13 protein-coding genes and 4 pseudogenes are annotated in these 23,480 nt (G+C 60.6%); 10 read left to right on the forward strand and 7 right to left on the reverse strand.

All coding sequences use genetic code 11. The features are described 5' to 3' along the window. Positions 1–170 (forward strand): annotated as a pseudogene (locus ACMGE0_RS32375) (nucleotidyltransferase); the annotation flags it as partial. A 254-nt stretch (positions 171–424) separates the two neighbouring features. Here the strand turns inward: ACMGE0_RS32375 and ACMGE0_RS32380 are convergent. Next, positions 425–817 carry a winged helix-turn-helix transcriptional regulator gene (locus ACMGE0_RS32380; RefSeq protein ID WP_436819973.1) on the reverse strand — a complete coding sequence of 131 codons (393 nt, stop codon included), beginning with the start codon at positions 815–817 and terminating at the stop codon, positions 425–427. Positions 818–898: 81 nt separating this feature from the next. Here ACMGE0_RS32380 and ACMGE0_RS32385 point away from each other — a divergent pair, with 81 nt between their 5' ends. Further along, on the forward strand, positions 899–1,630 hold the full coding sequence (locus ACMGE0_RS32385; RefSeq protein ID WP_436819983.1) for an SDR family NAD(P)-dependent oxidoreductase: 732 nt from the start codon (positions 899–901) through the stop codon (positions 1,628–1,630). A gap of 564 nt (positions 1,631–2,194) precedes the next feature. On the opposite strand, the gene ACMGE0_RS32390 is transcribed toward ACMGE0_RS32385, so the two are convergent. After that, positions 2,195–3,100, reverse strand: coding sequence for a LysR family transcriptional regulator (locus ACMGE0_RS32390; RefSeq protein WP_436819974.1), 906 nt, complete (start codon positions 3,098–3,100; stop codon positions 2,195–2,197). Between the two features lie 96 nt (positions 3,101–3,196). On the opposite strand from ACMGE0_RS32390, the gene ACMGE0_RS32395 reads away from it, so the two are divergent. Together ACMGE0_RS32395 and ACMGE0_RS32400 are read left to right on the forward strand one after the other, a co-directional pair. Further along, positions 3,197–3,517: a nuclear transport factor 2 family protein gene (locus tag ACMGE0_RS32395; RefSeq protein ID WP_436819975.1), complete on the forward strand. Its 321-nt coding sequence runs from the start codon at positions 3,197–3,199 to the stop codon at positions 3,515–3,517. Then, a complete protein-coding gene (locus ACMGE0_RS32400) occupies positions 3,517–4,296 on the forward strand; it encodes an SDR family oxidoreductase (RefSeq protein WP_436819976.1) in 780 nt (259 codons plus the stop codon). The genes ACMGE0_RS32395 and ACMGE0_RS32400 overlap by 1 nt, the downstream gene beginning before the upstream one ends. Before the next feature lie 16 nt (positions 4,297–4,312). On the opposite strand, the pseudogene ACMGE0_RS32405 reads toward ACMGE0_RS32400, so the two are convergent. Beyond that, a pseudogene (locus ACMGE0_RS32405) lies at positions 4,313–4,462 on the reverse strand (MarR family transcriptional regulator); the annotation flags it as partial. A gap of 90 nt (positions 4,463–4,552) precedes the next feature. On the opposite strand from ACMGE0_RS32405, the gene ACMGE0_RS32410 reads away from it, so the two are divergent. After that, on the forward strand, positions 4,553–4,933 hold the full coding sequence (locus tag ACMGE0_RS32410) for a RidA family protein (protein ID WP_112740862.1): 381 nt from the start codon (positions 4,553–4,555) through the stop codon (positions 4,931–4,933). A gap of 206 nt (positions 4,934–5,139) precedes the next feature. Here the strand turns inward: ACMGE0_RS32410 and ACMGE0_RS32415 are convergent, their stop codons facing one another. Then, on the reverse strand, positions 5,140–5,787 hold the full coding sequence (locus ACMGE0_RS32415) for a TetR/AcrR family transcriptional regulator (protein ID WP_436819977.1): 648 nt from the start codon (positions 5,785–5,787) through the stop codon (positions 5,140–5,142). A 219-nt stretch (positions 5,788–6,006) separates the two neighbouring features. Between ACMGE0_RS32415 and ACMGE0_RS32420 the strand changes: the two genes are divergently transcribed. Together ACMGE0_RS32420 and ACMGE0_RS32425 are read left to right on the forward strand one after the other, a co-directional pair. Beyond that, complete coding sequence (locus ACMGE0_RS32420) at positions 6,007–6,900, forward strand: NAD(P)/FAD-dependent oxidoreductase (RefSeq protein ID WP_436819984.1); 894 nt, start codon at positions 6,007–6,009, stop codon at positions 6,898–6,900. A gap of 22 nt (positions 6,901–6,922) precedes the next feature. After that, on the forward strand, positions 6,923–7,396 hold the full coding sequence (locus ACMGE0_RS32425; protein WP_436819978.1) for a methyltransferase family protein: 474 nt from the start codon (positions 6,923–6,925) through the stop codon (positions 7,394–7,396). 584 nt (positions 7,397–7,980) lie between these two features. Here the strand turns inward: ACMGE0_RS32425 and ACMGE0_RS32430 are convergent. Together ACMGE0_RS32430 and ACMGE0_RS32435 are read right to left on the reverse strand one after the other, a co-directional pair. Further along, positions 7,981–8,124, reverse strand: a pseudogene (locus tag ACMGE0_RS32430) (MFS transporter); the annotation flags it as partial. A gap of 327 nt (positions 8,125–8,451) precedes the next feature. Then, entirely contained in the window at positions 8,452–8,703 is a 252-nt protein-coding gene (locus ACMGE0_RS32435; RefSeq protein ID WP_436819979.1) for a hypothetical protein, read from the reverse strand. 1,163 nt (positions 8,704–9,866) lie between these two features. Between ACMGE0_RS32435 and ACMGE0_RS32440 the strand changes: the two genes are divergently transcribed. From ACMGE0_RS32440 to ACMGE0_RS32450, 3 genes and pseudogenes are all read left to right on the forward strand, one after another. Continuing rightward, positions 9,867–21,431 carry an autotransporter-associated beta strand repeat-containing protein gene (locus ACMGE0_RS32440; protein WP_436819980.1) on the forward strand — a complete coding sequence of 3,855 codons (11,565 nt, stop codon included), beginning with the start codon at positions 9,867–9,869 and terminating at the stop codon, positions 21,429–21,431. Positions 21,432–21,491: 60 nt separating this feature from the next. Continuing rightward, positions 21,492–22,034, forward strand: coding sequence for an invasion associated locus B family protein (locus ACMGE0_RS32445; protein WP_436819981.1), 543 nt, complete (start codon positions 21,492–21,494; stop codon positions 22,032–22,034). A 367-nt stretch (positions 22,035–22,401) separates the two neighbouring features. After that, a pseudogene (locus tag ACMGE0_RS32450) lies at positions 22,402–22,551 on the forward strand (IS110 family transposase); the annotation flags it as partial. A gap of 284 nt (positions 22,552–22,835) precedes the next feature. Here ACMGE0_RS32450 and ACMGE0_RS32455 read toward each other — a convergent pair. After that, positions 22,836–23,234, reverse strand: coding sequence for a nuclear transport factor 2 family protein (locus ACMGE0_RS32455; protein WP_436819982.1), 399 nt, complete (start codon positions 23,232–23,234; stop codon positions 22,836–22,838). Between the last annotated feature and the right edge of the window lie 246 nt (positions 23,235–23,480).

Consider the following 23,480-nt stretch of genomic DNA (forward strand, 5'->3'; position numbering starts at 1 on the left):
CCTGGTTCAACACGCTCAACGAAGCCTATGTGAAGGCCCGCTATTCCAAACATTACGAGATCAGCGCGGAGGCGCTTACCTGGCTGGGAGAGCGAACGACCGTCCTGCTGGACCAGGTCAAGGCGGTTTGTGCTGAACACCTGCAGTCACTGCAAGCCAAAGGCGCGTAGCACCGGACTTGACGTCTGGCGGGAACTGCTGCGGCTACAAAGGCGGATACCAGGGGCAGGGGGCTCGTAGAACGATGTGAACCGCACCGGATTTGCGGAAGCCGTTTCGTTTAAGTTAGCGGCGATGGCTCCAAACGCGAGGAGCCAACAGACTGCGAAGAGAAGCGTGACCCGCGTGAACGATCAGGCCAACGACCCAATCAGAAAGAGCTTGACGCCAATGCCCGATTAGAGAAGCGGTCATAGCGACATTGTCAGCGACGATTTCCCCTGTTGTCGTAGCGAAGCGTGGCCGCCTCGACCTTGTCGCCGTTGGCCGCGGCCCATGAACACAGTGCTTCAAACGGCTCCCGCAGTGAATGGCCTAGTGGAGTAATTGCATATTCCACGCCAATCGGTTGCGTTGGGAGTACGGTTCTCGTCACAAGGCCGTTCCGCTCAAGCCTCTTCAAAGCGTCTGCCAGAGCCTTGTGCGTGATTCCATCGAGACGCCGCTTGATCTCGTTGAAGCGCGAGGGTTTGGGGCAGATCACTGTCAGTATCAGGATCGTCCATTTGTCAGCGATCTTGTCGAGCACTGGGCGAACCTGCGCCATGTCGCAAAGCGCGCGATGAGACAGTGCTTCCAGGTCAGTATACTCGTCCATATCTAGGCTACTTCAGGTGCGTAATTGATATCAGATATATGACGTATATCATGACGAGACCATCAATTGAAAGGATTTACGATGGCTCGAATGAGTAACAAGGTTGCCCTGGTCGTCGGCGGCGCCAAGGGTATAGGCTTGGCAATCGCAGAGCGGCTTTCTGCCGAAGGGGCGAAGGTCTTCATTACCAGTCGTAGAAGTGAAGATGCCGAGAAGGCGGCCAAGGGTATCGGCAATGACGCGGTCGGCATTGCCGCCGATGCCAGTGTCCCCGAAGATATGGTGGAGGCTGTCGAAAATGTTCGGAAAGCATCCGGCCGTATCGACGCGCTCGTATTGAATGCAGGTCTCTCCGAGCCTGCGCAGATTGCCGAAATAACGCCGGACCATTTCGACCGCCACTTCGGCGTCAATGTCCGCGGGATGGTTTTCGGCCTGCAGGCGGCTCTCCCCGTGATGACAGGAGGTGGGTCGGTCGTCCTGGTCGGGTCCATTGCCGATATCGCGGGCTACTCTTCTTACGGAACTTATGCGGCCACGAAAGCAGCCGTCCGTTCTTATGCCCGAACCTGGACGGCAGAACTCGCGCCTAAAGGCATACGCGTCAACGTTGTTGCGCCAGGTCCGACGGATACTGAAATGATGGCTGCGGTTCCGGAAGACACTCGTGCGGTACTTGTCGCTCCGATCCCGATGGGGCGAATGGCGCGGCCTTCAGAAGTGGCTGCGGCCGCCTTGTTCTTGTTGAGCGATGACGCGAGCTATATCGCTGGGGCCGAACTGTGCGTCGACGGCGGCTTGCGGCAGGTCTAAGCTAACGTCGGAACGCTGTACCCGATCTGAGCAGGTCGGGTACAGCAAAACGCGCGCGATGACAGACCGACTTAAAATTGAAGCCGTTCAACGTCGAAAAAGTCACTGAACACCGAGTGCGATCATGTTAGCGCCTCTGTTCTCGACGAACCCGCCCACTTGTCGTGAAACGTTCGCTTCGAGCCAACTTTGGAAGTGACTTCAGCTTTGCGCCTCCAAATCCGGTCGTTCACACCACCCCCTTGGGTTCTGGGAAGCAGTCAGTCTGCTTTCGTAATGATCGTCCGGAACGCGCAATAGGAGGCGCGTGCGCCGTGCGAAGACAGCAACCCCGAAGGCCTATCTGAGCAGTTGAGAGCATCGTCGACGGGCAGGCTCACACTTGTTGCCGTCGTTAGTCTTCTCGCGAAAGTCGCCGAGGTGTCAGATATCGTCGAAATGACTGTCGCCGAACACCTGCCATTGCTATCAAAGTTACCAATCCTTGTGCGTTAGTCGCTGGGTCGGAAGTACTACTACCTTCAAGGCGACGCAGTTGGGGCCGTGGGGCGCTCCATGCACGGGTCACCCGGTCGCTCGTCGCGAGAGTTCACGAGCTAGTTCCAAGAAAGCCCTGACCCCAGCCGATAGATTGCGCCGCCCAGGATAGTAGAGGCAAAGCCCCGGATAGGGCGGTGTCCAGTCTTCCAGAATACGGATAACGCGCCCCGCGTCGATGTCCGGGAGAATGTCTTGTTCGAAAATGTATCCTACGCCGGCGCTATCGAGAACGGCGGTTCTCGTAAGGCTCGCTTCATCCAACGTTATCGGGCCGCGCACATCAATTTGCACCTGTTCCCCGTCCTTTTCGAAGCGCCACCGAAACAGTGATCCGTCGGGAAGACGAACGCGGATGCATTTGTGATTGAAAAGGTCGGGGGGAGCCAGTGGCTTCCCATACCTCTCGAAATACTCGGGAGAGCCGACCACCGCATGTCGCTGTGGCCGGCCGAGCGAAACGGCAATCATGTCGGTGGGTACAAGGCCCGCAACCCTGACGCCTAGATCGAATCCGTCGCCGACGACATCCACCAATTTTCCCTCGGTGACGATATCAACGTGCATGTCTGGATAGCGGCGCAGGAACTCAAGTACGAGCGGTGAGATGATGGCGCGCGCGGCAAAGGGTGCTGCGTTGATACGTATCGTTCCGGAAGGTGTTTTGCGTTGCGAGCGCACGGTCTCCAGAGCGGTACGGAGGTCCTGAAGGGAAGGCGCGACCTGTTGCATAAAGAGCCTGCCGGCATCCGTCAGCGAGACGCTGCGCGTGGTTCGGTTGAACAATCGGACGCCGAGTCCCGCTTCAAGTCTGCCTACTGTGTGGCTCAGCGCTGTCGTGGACATGCCGAGATCGATGGCCGCTGCGCGGAATGTGCCGCGCCGTGCAATCGCGATGATCGCTTCCAGCTCTTTGAGATTAGGTTGTTCCATTGTCCCGATTTTTTCACTATCGCATGCCAGTTTATCCCACTTATCTGCGCAATGGTCGAGGGGTAAGTTTCTGGTCAGATCATGTGGAGAAACACAATGGATATGCCCTCAACAGTCACCGCGTACTTTGACGCCGACCGCCGCAATGATGTGGAAGCGTTTTCAGAGACTTTTTTGGATGACGCAGTTGTCGAAGAGGAAGGCGCTCGCCACCGAGGCATTGCCGCAATTCGCCAATGGTGGGCGGCTGTAAAAACAGCGACCACCTACGTCGCTGACCCTGTCGAAGCCACACGCGACGGCGACAAAGCGCTCATCCGCGCGAATGTAAGCGGTCAGTTCCCCGGCAGTCCGGTGACGCTCACCTTCGCCTTCACCACCAAAAACGACAAAATCGCCAGATTGGAGATCAAGTGATGATCGATTTTCTCAATCTTAGAGGTAAACGCGCTCTCATCACCGCTGGAACGAAAGGCGCCGGCGCTGCGACGGTCAACCTGTTTCGCGAACTCGGTGCACAGGTGCTGACGACGGCGCGTGCGCGTCCAGAAAGCCTCCCGGAAGAGTTGTTCGTAGAAGCTGACCTGACCACCGAAGAAGGATGTGCAATTGTTGCTGACGCCGCGCGTCAGCGCCTGGGTGACGTCGATATCGTTGTCCATATGCTTGGAGGCTCTTCAGCAGCCGGGGGTGGCTTTGCGGCACTATCCGAAGACGAATGGGACAAGGAGCTGTCACTCAATTTGTTTCCGGCTGTTCGACTTGATCGGCTCCTTGTCCCGGACATGGTTGCCCGAGGATGCGGGGTGGTCGTGCACGTGACATCCATCCAGGGGGTCATGCCGCTTCCGGAATCGACGACCGCGTATGCAGCGGCAAAAGCAGCGCTTTCGACTTACAGCAAGTCGATATCGAAGGAAGTTTCGCCCAAAGGTATCCGGGTCGTGCGGGTGTCGCCTGGGTGGATCGCAACGGAGGCCTCAGTCCGTTTGGCCGAGCGCTTGGCGAAGCAAGCCGGTACTGATCTGGAAGGCGGCAAGAAGATCATCATGGATGGGCTAGGCGGCATACCACTCGGTCGTCCGGCCAAACCGGAAGAGGTCGCGAACCTGATCGCATTCATCGCCTCCGATCGTGCTGCTTCGATCACCGGTACCGAATACACGATAGACGGAGGTACAGTCCCCACGGCATAAGCGCAGCACCTCCAGATCAGGCTGGCGCGTCCCAGCCGCCGATCTGGGAATAGATCGCGTTGCGCAGATAACGCACGTCGCTGTTCAAAGCGGCCAACTCCGCAGGAGTCTGCGTCGAGGTTGCAAGCAAGGTGTCGCTGAGGCAGCCTGCCTTGTGCTGCAATGCCAACTGATACGGATGTGTGGATTCAATGCTTGACTTTGGCCAGAGTTGGCCGAACTTACTCGACCTTAGCTCAGATCGCCAAATAAACCTATGTCGCGCACGATCATCACCACGCAGGCCGCACCGGCGGCGCCATCTTCCTACAGCCAAGCCGTGAAGGCGGCAGGATTGGTTTTCGTGTCCGGAACTGCGCCGATTGATCCGTCGACAGGGCAACTCGTGAAAGGTCCGGTGCAGGCTCAGGTCGCACAATGCCTTCGCAACATCTCCGCCATTCTGGAGGCTGCGGGTAGCAGTTTGGAAAAAGCGGTCAGTGCAACGTTGATTGTGGCCGAGGAGGAAGACTTCGCGGGCGCCAACGAAGAATGGCTTAAGTGGTTCCCCAACAACCCACCTGCCCGACAGGGAGCGAAGATGCCGGTCCGGATTCCGGATATGAAAGTTTCGATAGCAATGATCGCTGAGGCGTGAGTCCCCTTCGCGCCTCTATTTCCGCCATTCAGACCACCGTTGCAGCTTCCCGAAAGCTGACGGTCTGCTAAGCCGGTACCAAGGCCTCGAATGGGGTGGTAGCGGTTACGCCGCCGGTCACAGGTCCTGGAACAGCGCCCAAGGCGTTGATGTCAATGCGAGCATCCAAAATATCAAGCAAGTACTCCTTCGCGACCTCGTCTAGGCTATCCGCCCGCGTGGTCGTTGCCACCGTGCGCGGCGATGAACATGGCGACGGCTGACCGGCAATAGGATTCGATTTCGTTGTCGTCCTCTGCTCTCGCCTCATCGAAGCGTGCGACGAGCAGGAGATCGGATCCTTTGAAAAGCGCAGCAAACAAGCGGGCGGACCGGAGAGGATCGGGCACGTTCAGAACCGCCTTCGCGTGCAACTGACGCAAAAGGGCCTCGATCTGGGCGATGACATGGGCGGCGCCGGCTTCGTAGAAGAGCTTGCTCAACGACTTCTGGTTTGTCTTGTCGGCCGTGACCATGGCCTCGACATTGCGGACGTCCGGGCTCAACAGCGTGCGCAGGAGCGATGATCCCGCCGCCATGAGCTGCTCTTCGGCTGAACCGCCGACGCCTTCGACGAGGGACTGTAGTGCGAATTGCTGGCAATGAGCCGCGATCGCTGCGCTGAACAGCGCCTCCTTGTTCTCGAAATGTCGATAGATGCTGAGCTTGGATATCTTCGCTCGCCTAGCGACCATGTCCAATGTCGTGGCTTGGAAACCCAACTCCATGAAGAGTTCGCTTGCGGCATCGACGATCGTTTGGCCGAGCGCCTCGTTGGCGGGCCGGCCGCGCCGGCTGTGACTATTTTCGCTCACAACAATTCCAGTCCTTGACAGTATCTTTATTCCTGAATTAGGATACCATGCAGTTTCCGAAATATGCAAGCCAAAGAATGAATTCGAAAACACGAGGGTGTCATGCAACGACGAACATTGCTGAAGCTGGCCGCGCTTTCCACCATCGGCGTCCCCCGTGCCCAAGCCATCGCCAATCCCGACCCAACCGCCTCTATCCGCAACACGGAGCCCAAAAACATGGATGACGTCATCATCATCGGCGGCAGCTGTGCTGGCCTCGCCGCCGCCCTTCAGCTCGGCCGTGCCCGCCGCAAGGTTACCGTTCTCGATACCGGCCTGCCGCGCAACCGCTTCGCCGGCCACTCGCATGGCCTGCTCGGCCACGATCACAAGCCCCCGCTGGACATCCTGGCCGAGGCGCGGCAACAACTGGCGCGTTATCCCACGATCAGGCTGGTCAACGTCCGGGCCGACAGCATCTCCGGCGCCATCGACGATTTCTCCGTCCTCACTGCCGATAGCGCAACCCTTGGGGCACGCCGCCTGATCCTGAGCTATGGTGTTGTTGATCAGATGCCTGATGTTCCGGGCTTCGCCGAAGGCTGGGGCACATCCATCGTGCCATGCCCCTATTGCGACGGCTTTGAAGTCGCCGGCCAGCACTGGGGCCTTATCTGGTCCGGCCCGCAGTCGATGAATCAGGTCAGGCTGTTCCACGATTGGACCGACAGGTTGACCGTCTTCGCCGATGGTCACGACATTCCGCCCGCTACCCGGGCCGATCTGGCGGGCCGCCACGTACCTGTCGTCGACGGCCGGATCACCGAAATCGTCCGCCAGGGGGGGCATAATGCCAACGTCAAGCTCAACAACGCCCCCGATGTCGCGGTCGACATCCTGTTCGCGCATCCGCGAAACCAGCCGTCCGCAAGCCTGCATGAATCATTGGGCCTCGCCACGGTCGATACGCCCGTTGGCATCGCCCTCAAGGTCGACGAGCGCCGCGAAACCAGCATGCCCGGCATCTACGCCGCCGGCGACCTCGCCAACCCCGGAATGCCTTCGGTCACCACGGCATCATGGCAGGGCGCAACGGCGGGTATCTCCGCCCAGCAGTCGATGCTGGCTTGACAGCATAGATTGGAGGATGAGCATGGCCGTCGAACCGGACAGCGCGGGTGTGCGCTTCCCTCCGCCCTTCGTCTATCTGGGAGCGCTGCTGTTGGGGTTGGCGGCGGAGCGGTTCGTCACTCTGCGCTCTTTCGGCATCGACTGGCGGTTGCTGGTCGCGACGGGCGCGCTGCTGTTCGTTGCCGACGCGGCGGTGATGCTTGCGGCGGCGGGGCTGTTCCGGCGGCTGGGCACCAACGTTCCGCCGTCGCAGCCAACGACCATCATCGCAACGACCGGACCTTATCGGTGGACCCGCAATCCCATGTATCTCGGCATGGCGCTTATCTATGCCGGCCTTGCGATCGGCTTCGACGGGCCGATCGCCTTCGCCTTGCTCCCGTTGGTGCTGATTGCGATCCAGACGCAGGTGATCGCCCGCGAGGAACGCTATCTCGAAGCGAAGTTCGGCGACGACTATCGCCGCTACAAGGCCAAGGTTCGCCGCTGGCTCTGACTATTCCGCCGCTCCCGCCTGCAGGGCCTTCTGATAAACCAGCAACGGCTTCCTTGCCGCGAGCTATCATATTCTGAAGGTTGCGGGCCCGAGCGAGCCGACGTGCTGTATCGTCAAACCACAGGCAGATTTGGTCACCGCTTGCCGCCACGAATGAGCGGTCGACGCACCGCACGCCGATGTCTGCTTTCGAGAAGCGGTAACCAAGAGCGGACAGACCGCACCCGTGAAGAGTTTCGGGCGCCGGCGGGCGTACGAAAGTTCCCGAGGAAGGAACCCGGGCCACAGGGCGACGCTATGGAGATTTCGGATTTCGGCTGATGTCGGCGATGGCTGGCGCGTCGCCGGGAGGCACCCGGTTGGATGCGGACGGGCCGCTTCGTTGCGCCTCCGCGCGGTGTTGTCGACCCGGCACACGGCTGGTTGTGGCCCTGTCGGCGTCGATGATGACCATGGGCACGCGTGGATCCGTCGCCGGAATTTGAGTGCCTGCGGCTTGGGGTCGAAGCATGTCATGCCGGGTCATGGGACGGTCTCCCGGTTCGCTGTCGAAGTGCCCGGGGGTCCACGCGGCTGATGTCTCCGCCAAGAACCTCCGTCATCACTGCCGGTGCGCCAAAGACAAAGATGAGGATTCCGGCCAGCGAGAAGGCTTGACTTAAGGCGTGCCGAAGGAAGTCTGCATCGCGCAGGATCGAGAGATAGCTACGGTGTGTCTCGAGGGTATCCTGCGGTATTGCAGAGAGACGATTCACGAACTGTGAGCTTCTATGTTTGCGCCTAGTTCTGGAACTAGAAACTTCATATGATCGAGGCCGTTGCGGAACGGTTTGAGGGTGCTCCACGGCAATTTCGGCGGCGGTGGTCCGCCGAATTCAGCGGTGAGTAGCAAATTTTGGTCAGTGCATCCTTGGCCGTCCTGCCGCTATAACGGATCCAAGCGGTCACACATCCGGCCTTGGAACAGTGGCAGCAAGAGGGGCGGCTTATAACCATATGCCCCGAGCTGACGACGAACTTCAGCGTTCCGCGTCGCACGGACGGGACGTTAAGGATCACGCCAGCGGCTTGAGCATTGCTTTCAATTGATGTGGATGCTTGACCCCAAAGAGGTACCAGTTGACCAGCTCTCGGCCAATTGCCGCTGCCTCGTGGCTGCCGAGAGCGATTTTCTTTTCGGCGCAAACTTCTTCCAGAACCTGGCGAAGGAGCGCCAAGTCCTCATTATCGAGGGTATCGCAAGAAGAAAACATATCGAACCCGCTCCAGCCTCGCCCGACGAGGACTCGGAAGGTTTCCACTGTCAAAGCGAAAGCTTAGGTGACACGGCCCGGAAGAGTTTATCCGCAAGGCAAGTTGCCGCAATACAATCTTCGAGCGCCATCTCATGCGTCAATGGATGCTGGAGATGACGGCCTACTCCCACCGCTTGGTGGAGGACTTCGAGGAATCGGACTTGGCTCGAAGGCATCAAGACTATGCGGCGCAACTGACCGGCCGCTCGGGCCGCGATCGGTTCCGCCATCGATGGCAGCGTCAACTGCTGACGGCCTGCATGACGCGCCCGGGGCTCGACATATAGCGCCACGCAAGCAGTCACCGCAGCCGTGCTGGATTATACTGGAACCGCCCAACTGGAATCGTAGGGGCTTCGATGGCCAATCTCGTTCTCCCTGTTACTATCTTCGAGTTTCTAGCCAACGTTTCCCAGATTCCGCGACGAATGATATGGAAATCGACATGACCACCGTGCGGCAGCTGCGTTCAAAGCGAACCACAGTCAATATCAGCCTAAGGTCGGGCCAGATTACCGAACTCATGGCAATCGCGATGCTTTGCAGGCAAGTCTCAGAACGGCCTTGGAGCATCTGGCAGTGTTACATCAATGTCGGGAGGGACCTTGGCCAGACGATCTGGAAAAGATGTTACTCGATGATGCGTCGAATATTTGGGCCGAGGGCGTATCCTTTGATGTCGAGCTACGAGCTCTGGATAGTGGAAGAGAATTGTTCGCACCCTTGCAGATGCGTTGCGGACTCAATTGCGCGAGGTAAGCGCTACCTAGCCGGAGGCCGACCTCAGGCCGACACTCCCATTTAGGACCAAGATTCCCGCTCACGCCAAGAACGAGGCCGCCGACTTTCGATATTGGCTCATTGCTTCGGAGCAGTTCCCGCCCTGGGACATCAATCGGCCTTCACCCCTCCGCCATTGACGAGGTCGGGCAAAACGCGGAATCACTACAGCAGGGCGATGATGAGCTGTCGCCGTCGAGATTCGATCTGCGCTTTTCAGCTGGATTGCGGAAGGGACAAGAAAGAACCTCCGCTCCCAAGCTGCACCATCGCCGCTTGATGATCGAAAACGTTCCCTCGCATTTAAGGCATTCGAATTTTAGCGTTGCCTGAGATCATCTCCTGATTTACTTCTATCGATAACTGCCCTTTTGGGTTGAGACGATGGAGTGCCGATGAAAGCCTCGTCCAGAATCGCAGGGATCGGTTGGCTTGTCGCCGTGGGTGCCGGCGCGTTACAACTGCTGGAGCCAAATGAAGCAACGGCGGCCTGTACGCAGACGGGTAATCCGCCGGGATGGACGTGCACCACCACCGGAGGATCCCAGACCACGCGTATTGGTAGCGGCCCCAATACGGCTACGGGTGCCGCCGTGATGGTCAATCCGGGGGCGCAGATCACCGTCGGCAATCAAAACGCTATAAGCCTCGGCGATAATGTGACGATCACAATCGGTGATAATGCGCGCGTCACGAACAATGGTACCTCGTCCACCAGCGCCACCGGCCTATGGAACGCTGGTCCCAATACGATAGAGTTCGGCTCCAACGGGGTACTGACGATTGGGGCCGGTGCGATCGTCACAGCCAACGGCAGCCAGAACAGCGGCGAGCCGATCAACGTCATGGGCACCGGCAATACGGTCATCAATCGCGGCACCGTCACCTCTCGTAGCGGCGCCGCCCTCTGGTTCGAGGATCGGGTCGTCGGGCAACAGGGCAATACGATCGACAACTATGGGGTTATCGAAACCCAGCTTGGCGCCAATTCGAACGTTATCGGCAATCAGGGGGCAAGCGACGTCACCTTCATCAACCGCACGGGCGCGACCGTCCGGGGCAGCCTGTCCTTTGCCGGCGGCAACGATACCCTGACACTAGAGACAGGTTCTGTCATTACAGGCGGCTTTAATGGCGGCGGTGGCACCAATACACTTAGCCTGAGTGGCGCGGGCAATGACAGCCTCGCAGGTGACATCCGCAATTTCCAGACACTGAACAAAACCGGCGAGGGGCGCTGGACGCTGACCGGGGCGATCGGTGCGAATGGCGGCGCTGCTGCCTTACAGGTGTTCGTCAACCAGGGCACCTTGGCGCTGACCGGCAATAATGCCAATTTCAACGGCAGCATTACGGTCAACTCCGCCGGCACGCTCGAGGCTCGTGCGCAGAGTCTGCCACCGACCATAACGGACAACGGTCTCGTGCGTTTCGTCCAGGATACGGCGGGAACGTATGCCGGGACGATCTCCGGCGCGGGAGCCGTGGAAAAGACGCTCGGCGGCACGCTGACGCTTTCCGGCACGAATAGCTATTCCGGCGGCACGACCATCAATGCAGGCACGATCTCGATTTCCTCCAACGCCAATCTCGGCCCTATCTCCGGCGGGTTGACCCTCAACGGCGGCACGTTCGCGACCACAGCCAATATCTCGACCGCGCGGGCAACGACCCTGGGCCCGAACGGCGGCACGCTGAGTACAGGTGCAGGTACGACGCTGACCCAGAGCGGCGTGATGTCCGGCAGTGGCAATCTGACCAAGGCCGGGACCGGCACGCTCATTCTGACTGGCACCAACAGCTATACCGGAACGACGATCATCGATGCCGGCACGCTGCAGGTCGCAAGCAACGGTGCTCTGGGAGGATCCGGTAGCGGCATATTGTTCAGCGGCGGGACATTGCGCACAACGATCAGCATGTCCATGGGGCGGACGACCGCAATCGACACGGGTGGCGGCACGATCGAAACGCTCGGCGGCACAACGCTGACCTGGGACAGCGATATTACGGGCGCCGGCACACTCGTAAAGAGCGGCGCCGGCACGCTGCACTTGACCGGCACGAACAGCCAGGCGGGCGGCACGACGGTAACCGGCGGTGTCCTGCAGGTGACGCGGGATGGCAATCTGGGTGCTGCCGGTAGTGCTTTGACCCTTGACGGCGGCACCATGCTTACCGACACCACCTTCGCGATCGATCGGGGAGCGATCCTGGGATCAGGCGGGGGAACGTTCGATACGGAGGCGGGCACGCTGACCTATAATGGTGTGATCTCCGGCTCAGGCGGGCTGACCGCGACCGGTGCGGCCGGCAACACTATCCTGACGGGCAATAATACCTATACCGGCTCCACCACCATCGCGGCCGGCTATCTGGTGATAAACGGTGACCAGAGTGCAGCGACCGGGTTGACTACCGCACAAAGTGGCGGCCGCCTCAGCGGCAGCGGCATCATTGGTGGGGACGTGGAGATTGAGGACGGCGGCATCCTGGCGCCGGGCTATGCGCCGTTCACGCCCGCGACGCTTACGATCAATGGCGATCTCAGGCTCAGCAATAATTCCAACATCTTCTATAATCTTCGGGATACGACAGTGGGGGGCGCGCTTAACGATCTCACTGTTGTACACGGCAATCTGACCTTGGATGGCGTCGTCAACGTGCTGGACGAGGGGCAGAATCTGGGGCCGGGCGTCTATCGCATCATCAACTACGATGGCACGCTCACCGACAACGGGCTCGAGATCGGCGGCTACCAGACCCAGCCGGGCGGTTCGACCCGGCCGCTGACGGGGTTCAGCGTCCAGACAGTGGTTCCCGGCCAGGTGAACCTCATCAACACCACCGGTCTTGCGCTCAACTATTGGGATGGCTCCGCGGCAGTCAACAAGAACAACAATATCATTGAAGGGGGCAACGGCACCTGGTTCCACGCCGGACCTGATGCGACTTCGGCCTGGACGGATCCCACGGGTGCTGTGAATGCACCCTGGGCGGATGGGGAGTTCGCAATCTTCATCGGCGCTCCCGGTGTGGTCAACGCCAGCAATGCTGATGGCCAGATAACAGTGGCCGGCATGCAGTTCGGTGTAAACGGCTACCTTCTCCAGGGGGAGCCCCTCCAGTTGGTAGGATCGCCCGACATCCCCCGAGAGTCGATCATTCGTGTCGGTGACGGAACCGCAGGCGCGGCCGCGATGACGGCGACGATCAGCGTGGAGCTGGCGGGCAACACGCAACTGCGCAAGACCGACCTTGGTACGTTGATCCTGAGCGGCGCCAATAGCTATAGCGGCGGCACGAGGATCGAGGGCGGCGCGGTTCAGGTCACCAGCGATGCCAATCTTGGCGCGGCAGGCAGTGCCATTACGCTGGACGGCGGCACGCTCCGGGCCGCGGCATCCTTCACGTCCGGCCGCGCTACAACCATCGACAACGACAACGGCACGATCGACACCGCCTCGCTTTCCACCCTGACCCTGACCGGCGCGGTTGGCGGCACGGGTGCGCTCACCAAGGGGGGTGAGGGCACGCTTCTGCTCACCGCTGACGCCAGCTATTCCGGCGGCACGACGATCGCCAACGGTACGTTGCAGCTCGGTAACGGCGGCACGAGCGGGAGCGTCGTGGGGCCGATCATCGACAACGGAACACTTGTCGTGAATCGGTCGAATGTCCTTAGCCTGGAGGGCCTGGTTTCCGGAACAGGGTCGCTTGTGCAGGCTGGAGCCGGTACGACGATCCTGACAGCGGACAACAGCTACACCGGCGGCACGACGATCAGCGCCGGCACGCTCCAGCTCGGTAATGGTGGCGCGAGCGGCAGCGTCGTGGGGCCGATCGTCGACAACGGCGTCTTGGCGATCAACCGCTCGGATGAGTGGACCCTGGACAGTTTGGTTTCGGGCTCGGGTTCGCTGGTACACAGCGGAACGGGCACGACCGTGCTCACCGGCAATAACAGCTATGCGGGCAATACGACCGTCTCGGGCGGCCGTCTTTATATCGACGGGGATCAGAGCGGTGCCCTTGGCGCGGTGAACGCGCAAAACGGCACCCGGCTCGGCGGTAGCGGGATAATCGGCGGCGACGTCACGATTGAAGCGGGCGCCACGCTCTCGCCCGGACCGTCATCAGGCACTCCCGGTATCCTCACAATCAATGGCGACCTGAATCTCGCCGACGGTTCCTCCATGCTCTACAATCTGACGAGCACGGTCGTGGGCGGCCCCGGCAATGACCTGACGATCGTTCGCGGTGACCTGACGCTGGACGGCGCGGTGAACGTGCTGGATGTAGGACAGACCCTGGGGCCTGGCGTCTATCGTCTGATCAACTATGACGGTGCCCTCGTCGACAATGTTCTTGATGTGGGCATCATCACGCCTGACGGCACAACCCAGACTGGGGATTTGAGCGGGTTCATCGTCCAGACTGCCATCCGGGGCCAGGTAAACCTCGTCAACACCTCTGGGCTTGCGCTCAATTACTGGGACGGAAATGATGGCCCGAAGAACGACGGGTTCATCGATGGCGGCGACGGCATCTGGCGAACGGCTGGACCATCGTCGACCTCCAACTGGACCGACGCCGGCGGCAGCACCAACGCGCCCTGGGGTGCGGGACAATTCGCGATCTTCACCGGCACTCCCGGAACGGTCGAGGTCCTGCATGACAACGGCGCCGTGCTTGTTTCGGGCATGCAGTTCGCGACCGATGGCTATGTGATCGACGGCGAGGCCCTGACGCTTGTGGGCGGCCGGCCGAACATTCGCGTCGGTGACGGCACCAGCGCCAGCGCGGCCATTACCGCGACAATCAATGCTGAATTGACTGGCGGAACGGGCATCAACAAGACCGATCTCGGGACACTGGTGCTTGGCGGCACCAACACGTTCACGGGTGGTGTAACCGTGAACGGGGGCACCGTCCAGATATCGAGCGACGCCAATCTTGGCGGCACCGCCGGCGATCTCGTCCTGAACGGCGGCACCCTCCGGACCACCGCCGACATCGACATGACGCGTGAGGTTAATCTCTTCGACGTTGGTGGCACACTGGAGACCACCGGGACGACCACGCTTACCCTGGACAGTCCGGTAACGGGCAACGGCGCGCTCACCAAGGCCGGGAGCGGCTCATTGGTGTTGACTGCCGACGCCAGCTATACAGGCGGCACAACCATCGGGGCGGGCACCTTGCAGCTGGGTAATGGCGGGACTGCTGGCGGCGTGATTGGTGATATCATCGACAACGGAGCACTGGTCGTCAACCGTTCCAACGAGCTGGTGATCAGCGGCGTGATTTCGGGCAGCGGCACATTGGAACAGGTCGGTACAGGCACGACCGTCCTCACCAACGACAGCACGTATACCGGCGGCACCACGATCAGCGACGGTACGCTGCAGATCGGTAACGGCGGCACAACGGGCCATGTCGTCGGCGACATCTTGAACAACAGCATTCTGGTCGTGAACCGGTCCGACACGAAGCTGACTCCGGGCGTCATCTCCGGTTCCGGGCAACTGATCCAGAGGGGTATGGGCACGCTCGTCCTGCAGGCCGACAATACCTATGCCGGCGGCACGACGATCGAGGCTGGCCGGCTCCAGCTCGGTGATGGCGGCACCGCCGGGGCCATCGTCGGCGATGCCGTCAATGAGGGCGTCCTGGCCTTCAATCGGTCTGACGAGGTGACCTTCGCTGGTGTGATCAGCGGTTCCGGTTCGCTCGAGCATCTCGGCACCGGCAAAACGATCCTGACGGGCGCCAACTCCTTTACCGGCGGAACGACCGTGGCCGCCGGCACACTGCAGGTCGGAGACGGCGGCACGTCGGGGCAGATCTTCGGTGACATCCTCAACAATGGCGTCGTCATCCTCAATCGTTCGGACGACATTCTTTACGAGGGGTCGATCTCAGGGACCGGGGCCACGATCAAGGAAGGTGCGGGCACTCTGATCGCTACCGGGACCGGCACCTATACCGGCGGCACGACGATCAGCGATGGTGTGCTCCAACTCGGGAACGGTGGGACGAGCGGAAGCGTCCTCGGCAATATCGTGAACAATGCCGGGCTCGCGGTCAATCGGTCGGACAGCCTTCTGCTCAGCGGCACGATTTCGGGGACCGGCTCCTTTGAACAGATGGGCCCCGGCACGACCATCTTCGAGGCGAACAACACCTATACCGGCGGCACTCTCATCAGTCAGGGCACGCTGCAGATCGGCAACGGCGGCGAAACCGGTCTCGTACCCGGTGATGTCGTCAATAATGGCAAGCTGGTGATCAACCGTTCCAACACGAAATTTCTGGAAGGCGTGGTTTCCGGCACTGGCGAGCTGGTACAGGCAGGCCTGGGCACGCTGATCATTACCAACGCCAACAGCTATTCGGGCGGCACGGCGGTGGAATCCGGCACTCTCCAGATATCGAGCGATGCCAATCTCGGCGATGCCTCTGGCGGTCTGCGCATCGACGGCGGCACACTCGCCACAACGGCCGACATGGCGACGGCGCGCTCGACCGTGCTGGGCCAGGAGGGAGGCATATTCGACACTCTCTCGGCCACCACGCTTACCCACGACGGCGAGATCGACGGCGCCGGCAGCCTCACCAAGGCTGGCGACGGCACCCTCGTTCTCTCGGGCACCAACGCTTATTCAGGGCCGACCGACGTTCAAGCCGGCACGCTGCTCGTCGACGGAGATCAGAGCGCTGCGTCCGGGCCAACGACAGTTGCCAGCAAAGCGGCACTGGGCGGCTCCGGGACCATAGGCGGTGACGTCACCGTCGGCGACGGTGGTATCCTGACGCCCGGCGGCGCGAGCGATGCGCCCGGCACACTGACGATAGCGGGTGACCTGACCCTCTCTTCAGGTTCGATCCTGCAATACGAGTTCGGTCAAGCAAATGTGCCGGGTGGTCCCCTCAATGACCTCACGGAGATCGGAGGCGATCTTGTGCTTGACGGCACGATCAACGTCACCGTGCCCAGCGGCGGTTCTTTCGATCCCGGTATCTACCGCGTCTTCAACTATTCGGGGACGCTTACGGACAATGGCCTTACCGTGGGTGAGATCCCGGCGCCGAGTTACTTCGTGCAGACCTCCGTCGCGGGTCAGGTCAATCTCGTCAATACAACCGGCCTGACACTCAACTATTGGGATGGCGCGGCCGGGCCGAAGAATGATGGAGTCATCAATGGCCGGGACGGTATCTGGCAGAACAGCAGTGGCAACGACAACTGGACAACCGACAGCGGCTCGCCGAACGCGCCCTTTGCCGATGGCGCCTTTGCCATCTTCACCGGCGCTCCCGGAACCGTCACGGTCGATGCCTCGCTCGGATCCGTCAGTGCTCAGGGCCTGCAGTTCGCGGTGGACGGCTATGTCGTTCAGGGCGACGCGATTAATCTGATCGGCTCGCCCGGTTCGTTGGTGCGTGTCGGCGATGGTACGCCCGACGGCGCGGCTATGACGGCGACGATCCATTCGGAGCTCACCGGAAACACAATCCTCACTAAGAGCGATCTCGGAACACTGATTCTGACCGGAGCCAATAGCTATACCGGCGGCACGGCGATCAATGGCGGCGTAGTGCAAATCGCTTCGGATGCCAACCTCGGCGCGGCGAGCGGCGACCTCAGCTTCAACGGAGGCGCGTTGCGCACGACCGGCCCCATCACCACGGCACGTACGGTCGCGCTTCAAACGAATGGCGGTACATTTGAGACGATCGCTGATCTGACACTCAGCGGCGTGATCAGCGGCAACGGTAATCTTACAAAGACCGGCGCCGCCACGCTGACCCTGACGGGTGCCGCCAGCCATAGCGGCGGTACGACGATCAGTGCCGGCACGCTCCAGGTCGGCAATGGCGGTACCACCGGCAGCATAACAGGCAACATCGTCGATAATAGTCTGCTGGTCCTCAACAGATCCGATAGGTTGACGCTTGATGGAACCATCTCGGGTAGCGGCTCCCTGGTCCAGGCAGGCACGGGCACGACGATTCTCACAGGCGCCAACAGTTATACCGGTCGGACGCGCCTCACTGCGGGAACACTGCTTGTCAATGGCGATCAGAGAGCGGCTTCGGGACTGACGAGCGTTGCTGCCAATGCCACGCTTGGCGGTACGGGCATCATCGGCGGCAGCGTTGCGGTCGCCGATGCCGGAACGCTTGCGCCGGGTGGCGTTGGCTCAGCGCCTGGTACGCTGACGATTGGGCAGGTCCTTGCGCTTTCAGGCGGCTCACAGCTCGCCTACAATTTCGGGCAGGCCAATGTGGTGGGCGGACCATTGAACGATCTCGCCGTTGTTGGTGGCGATCTTGTGCTCGACGGTACCATCAATGTCAGCGTTTCGGAAGGCGGCAGCGTCGACCCCGGCGTCTACCGGGTCATCAGCTATGCCGGCGGCTTGACCAACAACGGCCTCGAGATCGGCATGATGCCGTCACCGGGATTTGTGGTTCAGACGTCGGTCACAAATCAGATCAATCTGGTGAACACCTCGGGGCTGACGCTCAATTTCTGGGATGGCGCCGCCGGTCCGAAGAACGACGGTGTGATCAACGGCGGCGATGGCTTGTGGCAAAACAGCAGCGGCAACGACAACTGGACGACGGCCAGTGGCACACCCAATGCGCCATTCACCGATGCAGGCTTCGCGATCTTCCAGGGCAGCCCGGGCACGGTGACGGTCGATGCCTCGCTTGGACCCGTCAACGCCTCCGGCATGCAGTTTGCCGTAGACAGCTATGTCGTCCGGGGCGATGCGATCAATCTCGTTGGCACCACTGCGGTCATCCGTGTCGGTGACGGTACGAACGCCGGTGCGGGGATGAGCGCAACGATTGATTCGGTGTTGACCGGCAATACGGCCCTCGCCAAATCGGATCTGGGGACGCTGATCCTCACCGGCGCCAATACCTATACCGGCGGCACTGTCATCAATGGCGGCGTGTTGCAGGTCGCATCGGACGCAAATCTCGGCACGGCAAGCGGTGGCCTCGGCTTTGACGGAGGCACCTTGCGGACTACCGATGCCATCACGACGGCGCGCGGGGTTACGCTGCAGACGAACGGCGGCACGGTCGAAATACTGGCCGACCTGACACTCGGCGGCACCATCGGCGGCAGCGGCGGTCTCACCAAGGCCGGTGTCGGCACGCTGACCCTGACAGGCGCCAACAGTTATGCCGGTCCGACCGTCATCTCTGCCGGCTCGCTTTATGTCGAGGGAAATCAGGTTGCGGCCATTGGACCCACCAGCGTGGCTGGCGGTGCAACGCTTGGCGGCGGCGGAACGCTTGGCGGCAGCGTCACCGTTGGCGACAACGGCAGGCTTTCGCCAGGGACTGCGAGCGGAACGCCGGGGGTGATGACGATCGGACAGAATCTGGCTCTCACGTCCGGATCCCGGCTTGCCTACAGCTTCGGCCAGGCCAATGTCGTTGGCGGTCCCTATAATGATCTGACCGTCGTGAATGGTGACCTCGTGCTGGACGGCAGCATCGATATAACGCTTTCGCCGACCGGAAGTCTCGATCCGGGGGTCTATCGGGTCATCAGCTATGGAGGCACGCTGACCAACAACGGCCTTGCGATCGGCGCCATTCCTTCTGCCGGCTTCAGTGTCCAGACTTCGATCGCCAACCAGGTCAATCTCATCAATACGTCGGGCCTCACCTTGAATTTCTGGGACGGTGCGGCTGGCCCGAAAAACGACGGCATCGTCAATGGCGGTAATGGCCTTTGGCAGAACGCGGCCGGGAACGACAACTGGACGACCGCCAACGGCATTCCCAATGCCCCCTTCACCGACGCGGCTTTCGCGATTTTCCAGGGTAGCCCCGGCACAGTGACGGTCGATGCCTCGCTTGGATCGATCAACGCCGCCGGCATGCAGTTTGCCGCGGACGGTTACGTGGTCCAGGGCGATGCGATAAATCTGGTCGGCACGGAATCCGTCATTCGCGTGGGCGATGGAACCGCTGCCGGCGCGAGCACGACCGCAACGGTCGGCTCAGTGCTGACCGGCAGCGCGACGCTCATCAAGTCTGATCTCGGGACGCTGGTCCTGACCGGCGCCAATACCTACGCGGGCGGCACCGCCATCAATGACGGCGTGCTGCAGATCGCAAGCGATGCCAATCTTGGTGCTGCGGCAGGCGCGATTTCGATCGATGGCGCGACCCTGCGCACCGCAGCCGATATCTCGACCAGTCGCACGGTCACGCTCGGCGCCGGCGGCGGCACGTTTGAAACACAGCCGAACACAACGCTGACACTTGGCGAAGCGGTCGGCGGGGCGGGTGGCCTGACAAAGTCCGGCGGCGGACGCCTTGTCGTCCTTGGCCCCGACAGTTATACCGGCCCGACTTCCGTTGCGGCCGGAACCCTGCAGGCTGGCGCAACGGACAGCTTCAGCAGCGCCTCGCAGTTCAGCGTATTGCCCGGGGCGACTCTGGATCTAGCTGGCTTCGACCAGACGATCGCCGGTCTCACCAACGCGGGAACCGTCCGCACCGGCGGAGCGCCGGGAACCGCGCTGTCCGTAGCCGGCAACTATATCGGCAATGGAGGCTCGCTTGCGCTTAACACTCACCTCGGCGATGATTCTTCCATTTCCGACAGGCTGGTGATCGACGCTGGAACGGCGAGCGGCAACACCTCGGTCGTTGTCACCAATGTTGGCGGGCAAGGCGCTCCGACGACTGGAAACGGAATTCTGCTTATCGGGACTGCGAACGGTGGAACGACAATGCCGGACGCATTTTTCCTCGGCGGGCCGACTGTAGCGGGTCCCTACGAATACTCGCTCTATCGGGGTGGCATTGACGGCAGTTCGCCGGAAAACTGGTATCTTCGTTCGGTCCTCGATTGTGATCTTGCCCCGAGCCTGCCAGGTTGCGGCGAGGTTCCTCCACCTCCAGGGCCACAACCGCCGGCGCCCCCCGCTTACAGGCCGGAAACCTCTCTCTATACCGCGATCCCATCGTTGGCACTGGACTACGGCAACACGCTGCTCGGCACGCTTGACGAACGCATGGGTATCCAACGCGCCTTCCGCGGTCCCGCCGGGTTTGCAGCCGACAATCTGGTTTGGGGACGCATTATCGGTTCGCTCGGATCGCGCGACGGCGGCGCGCTGGGCATCTATGGTAACGATGGCCCAAGCTACGATTACGACATCTTCGCTATTCAGACCGGTCTCGACCTCTACCGTCAGGAAAACGCCGATGGCAGCTTTGACAATGCCGGCATCTACTTCGCCTATGGCCATGCCGGCGCCGAAGTCGAGCATTTTGACGGTATTGACGCGGGCTCCCTCAGCCTGAACGGCGTGACCCTCGGTGGATACTGGACCCATTACGGGGCGACCGGCTGGTATTTCGACGGGGTCATCCAGGGCACATGGTATGACATTGGCGCTTCGGGTCGGTTGCCGGGCGTGTCGACCGATGGTTTGGGCTTTGCGGCGTCGCTGGAAACAGGTTATCCGTTCCATCTCGAAAACGGCATGGTTCTGGAACCGCAGGCTCAGCTCACCTACCAGGCGATCAATCTGGGCAGCATGCGTGACATCGGGGCAAATGTCCGGTTCGACGACGTGCAGAGCCTGGTCGGCCGCGTCGGGATTCGGCTGTCGCAAAGCTGGGGTCTGGGGCCACAGGAGGGCGAGGCGAATAACAAGCGCCAAGCGATCAGCTGGATCCGGGGAAGCATCACGAACGAGTTCCTTGGTGAGCCGACGGCAAGCTTCTCTTCGGAGGATGGCTACGTGCCTTTCCAGGCCGGAATGAAGGGGGCAGGCTTCAAGATCGATGCCGGCTTTGATGCGGAGATTGCCGATGGCGTTTCCATTTATGGAAACGTGGACTATCAGCGGTCATTCGATAACGATAACCACGCGTTTAGCGGCAAGCTCGGCTTGAAAGCCAGATTTTAGAATCGAGCGTGCTTATCGTATGATGCGTTCAATGCAAAGGATGTTAGGAGAAACAATGTGATGGGTCGCACAATATTCTCCTGGTTCGTGGCCGTTGCGGCTGCTGCAGTTCTGTCGGGCTTGCCTGTTGCGGCGCAGGAAACCGGACTGCCCGGAGGAGCCACGTCATTACGCGAGGTTCATGGCGATTGGGTGGTGAGTTGCAACATGGCAACCGAGGGTAACCAGTCGCGCAAGATCTGCACGACGTCCCAGGAACAGCAGGAGCAGTCATCAGGCAGGCGCATCGTCGCCATTGAGGTGCAACCTGCCGCTGATGGCAACAATGCAACGCTGGTTCTCCCGTTCGGACTCGATCTGGCCGCTGGAACGGTCCTCCAGATCGACGACGGCGAACGCCGTCAGGCATTGCCGTTCCGGACGTGTCTGCCGGCAGGTTGCATCGTTTCGTTCGATGTCGATGCCGATCTGCTGGCTGCTTTGCGCAGCGGCACGACCCTGCGAATCGTCGCCAAAGCCGACGGAGGAAAGGAGACACCGTTCTCGCTTTCCCTGAGAGGTTTCGGCGGGGCACTTGACCGGGCCACGTCACTCGCGAAATGACGGCAGCGCCAACATAGCAGTAGGGCATTGAGAGGATTATTGACGCATTCGTGGCGGCAGATGCAAAGCTTCTTTGGCCATGCTCCGGCGTGCCAAGCTTAGGGTGATCATCTGATCGCAAATGATGTTCAATCCGAAATCGATACCTATGGTGAATCCGCTACAGCAGACAAGGAAAATTGAAACATGAAAAACCTTCTTACGAGCTGGCCGTTTGGACGCTGCACTCGGCAGGATTTGCTGCCTTGGCGGCAGCCTTAGTGGGGCTTGTTGTCGAGAACGTCAAATCCGACTTTGGACCTTGTTCCGGGCCATCGTCATCCTGATGGCGGCGACATGACGGGGAACTGGTAGGAGCCTTCGATACCTTCTGCGATGGCGACTTCGCCCCGACAGCATTGCGAAACTGGCCGCGAAGTCTCCTGGGTGCATCGTTGCTATGGAAGCGTGCTGTCGCGCTCATCATCTCGGCCGCGTGCCGCGAAAGCAAGATCATGTCGTTCGTCTCATGTCGCCGTAATACGTGCAACCCTACGTCTTGCTATCTAAGCATTTTATTTCATGTGGGTTGATCATGGGACTGAACACGATCCGTACCGAAGCCTCATCGGCCTTGGGGATGTCTTACACGACGACAAGCGAAACGCGGCGGGGGAGGTTGGACTATGTCCCATTCCGGAACGCCTGAATCGCGCCAATCCGCGTATCAGGCGTGAGGAGGCTGACCGGTCGGGGTAAAAACGGCGCCGGCAAGTTGCATCGGGGCGACAGTTGCTTGTTGCAACGGGACGGCTTGGGTTCTTAATCCGCTCTCCAGAAAGCATCTTCCGCGGCCTGGTCCTGTGAGAACAGCCACACTTCCTGGATCCTGCCATCCCGGATGCGCAGAACATCGATCCCGTCCATCGACATGGACTGGTTGTTTGTCTTTCCGGAGAAATGCAGAGTGACAGCAAGATAATTGCCATTGCCGAGAATGTTGTCGATGCCGTCGAACTTGAAGCTGCCCTGGTTGCGTTCCATGAACTTGCCGATCATCCCAAACACCGCGTCTCGGCCATTGTAGGTGCCGGAAAGGTCGCTGGAACCCGGCCGATGCCATACCAGCGTGTCGCTGAGCAAGTCATTGAGCTTGCCTAACTGGCCGCTGGCGACGGCATCGAAATAGTCGCGGACGATCTTGATGTTTTCGGCGCTCATGCAGTTCATCCTCTCGCTCTCGACGCTACAGCCTTGTCAGCAGAAACAAAGCTGTCTGGGGCGGTATCGGCCTCGGCGGCTCGTTAAGCTGGGCGGATGGTCGCTATTCCGTCTATGGCGAGGCTTTCGCCAGGGCGAGTTTTGAAAACTTCGGCGGCGCGAACGCACTGTAAGCGATGTTCTCAGACCCCGGCCTTGATGATCGGCTTCTCGGCATAAGCCCAGGGCATAAGGTCATCGATCCGG

The organism is Neorhizobium descurainiae (genome assembly GCF_051400715.1).
Taxonomy (GTDB): domain Bacteria; phylum Pseudomonadota; class Alphaproteobacteria; order Rhizobiales; family Rhizobiaceae; genus Neorhizobium.

Excerpts from the sequence above, each read along its gene's own strand:
- ACMGE0_RS32455 (WP_436819982.1), bottom strand. The coding sequence starts at position 23,234 with ATGAGCGCCGAAAACATCAAGATCGTCCGCGACTATTTCGATGCCGTC.
- ACMGE0_RS32440 (WP_436819980.1), top strand. The coding sequence starts at position 9,867 with ATGAAAGCCTCGTCCAGAATCGCAGGGATCGGTTGGCTTGTCGCCGTG.
- ACMGE0_RS32420 (WP_436819984.1), top strand. The coding sequence starts at position 6,007 with ATGGATGACGTCATCATCATCGGCGGCAGCTGTGCTGGCCTCGCCGCC.
- ACMGE0_RS32390 (WP_436819974.1), bottom strand. The coding sequence starts at position 3,100 with ATGGAACAACCTAATCTCAAAGAGCTGGAAGCGATCATCGCGATTGCA.
- ACMGE0_RS32385 (WP_436819983.1), top strand. The coding sequence starts at position 899 with ATGGCTCGAATGAGTAACAAGGTTGCCCTGGTCGTCGGCGGCGCCAAG.
- ACMGE0_RS32400 (WP_436819976.1), top strand. The coding sequence starts at position 3,517 with ATGATCGATTTTCTCAATCTTAGAGGTAAACGCGCTCTCATCACCGCT.
- ACMGE0_RS32395 (WP_436819975.1), top strand. The coding sequence starts at position 3,197 with ATGGATATGCCCTCAACAGTCACCGCGTACTTTGACGCCGACCGCCGC.
- ACMGE0_RS32380 (WP_436819973.1), bottom strand. The coding sequence starts at position 817 with ATGGACGAGTATACTGACCTGGAAGCACTGTCTCATCGCGCGCTTTGC.
- ACMGE0_RS32445 (WP_436819981.1), top strand. The coding sequence starts at position 21,492 with ATGGGTCGCACAATATTCTCCTGGTTCGTGGCCGTTGCGGCTGCTGCA.
- ACMGE0_RS32410 (WP_112740862.1), top strand. The coding sequence starts at position 4,553 with ATGTCGCGCACGATCATCACCACGCAGGCCGCACCGGCGGCGCCATCT.
- ACMGE0_RS32425 (WP_436819978.1), top strand. The coding sequence starts at position 6,923 with ATGGCCGTCGAACCGGACAGCGCGGGTGTGCGCTTCCCTCCGCCCTTC.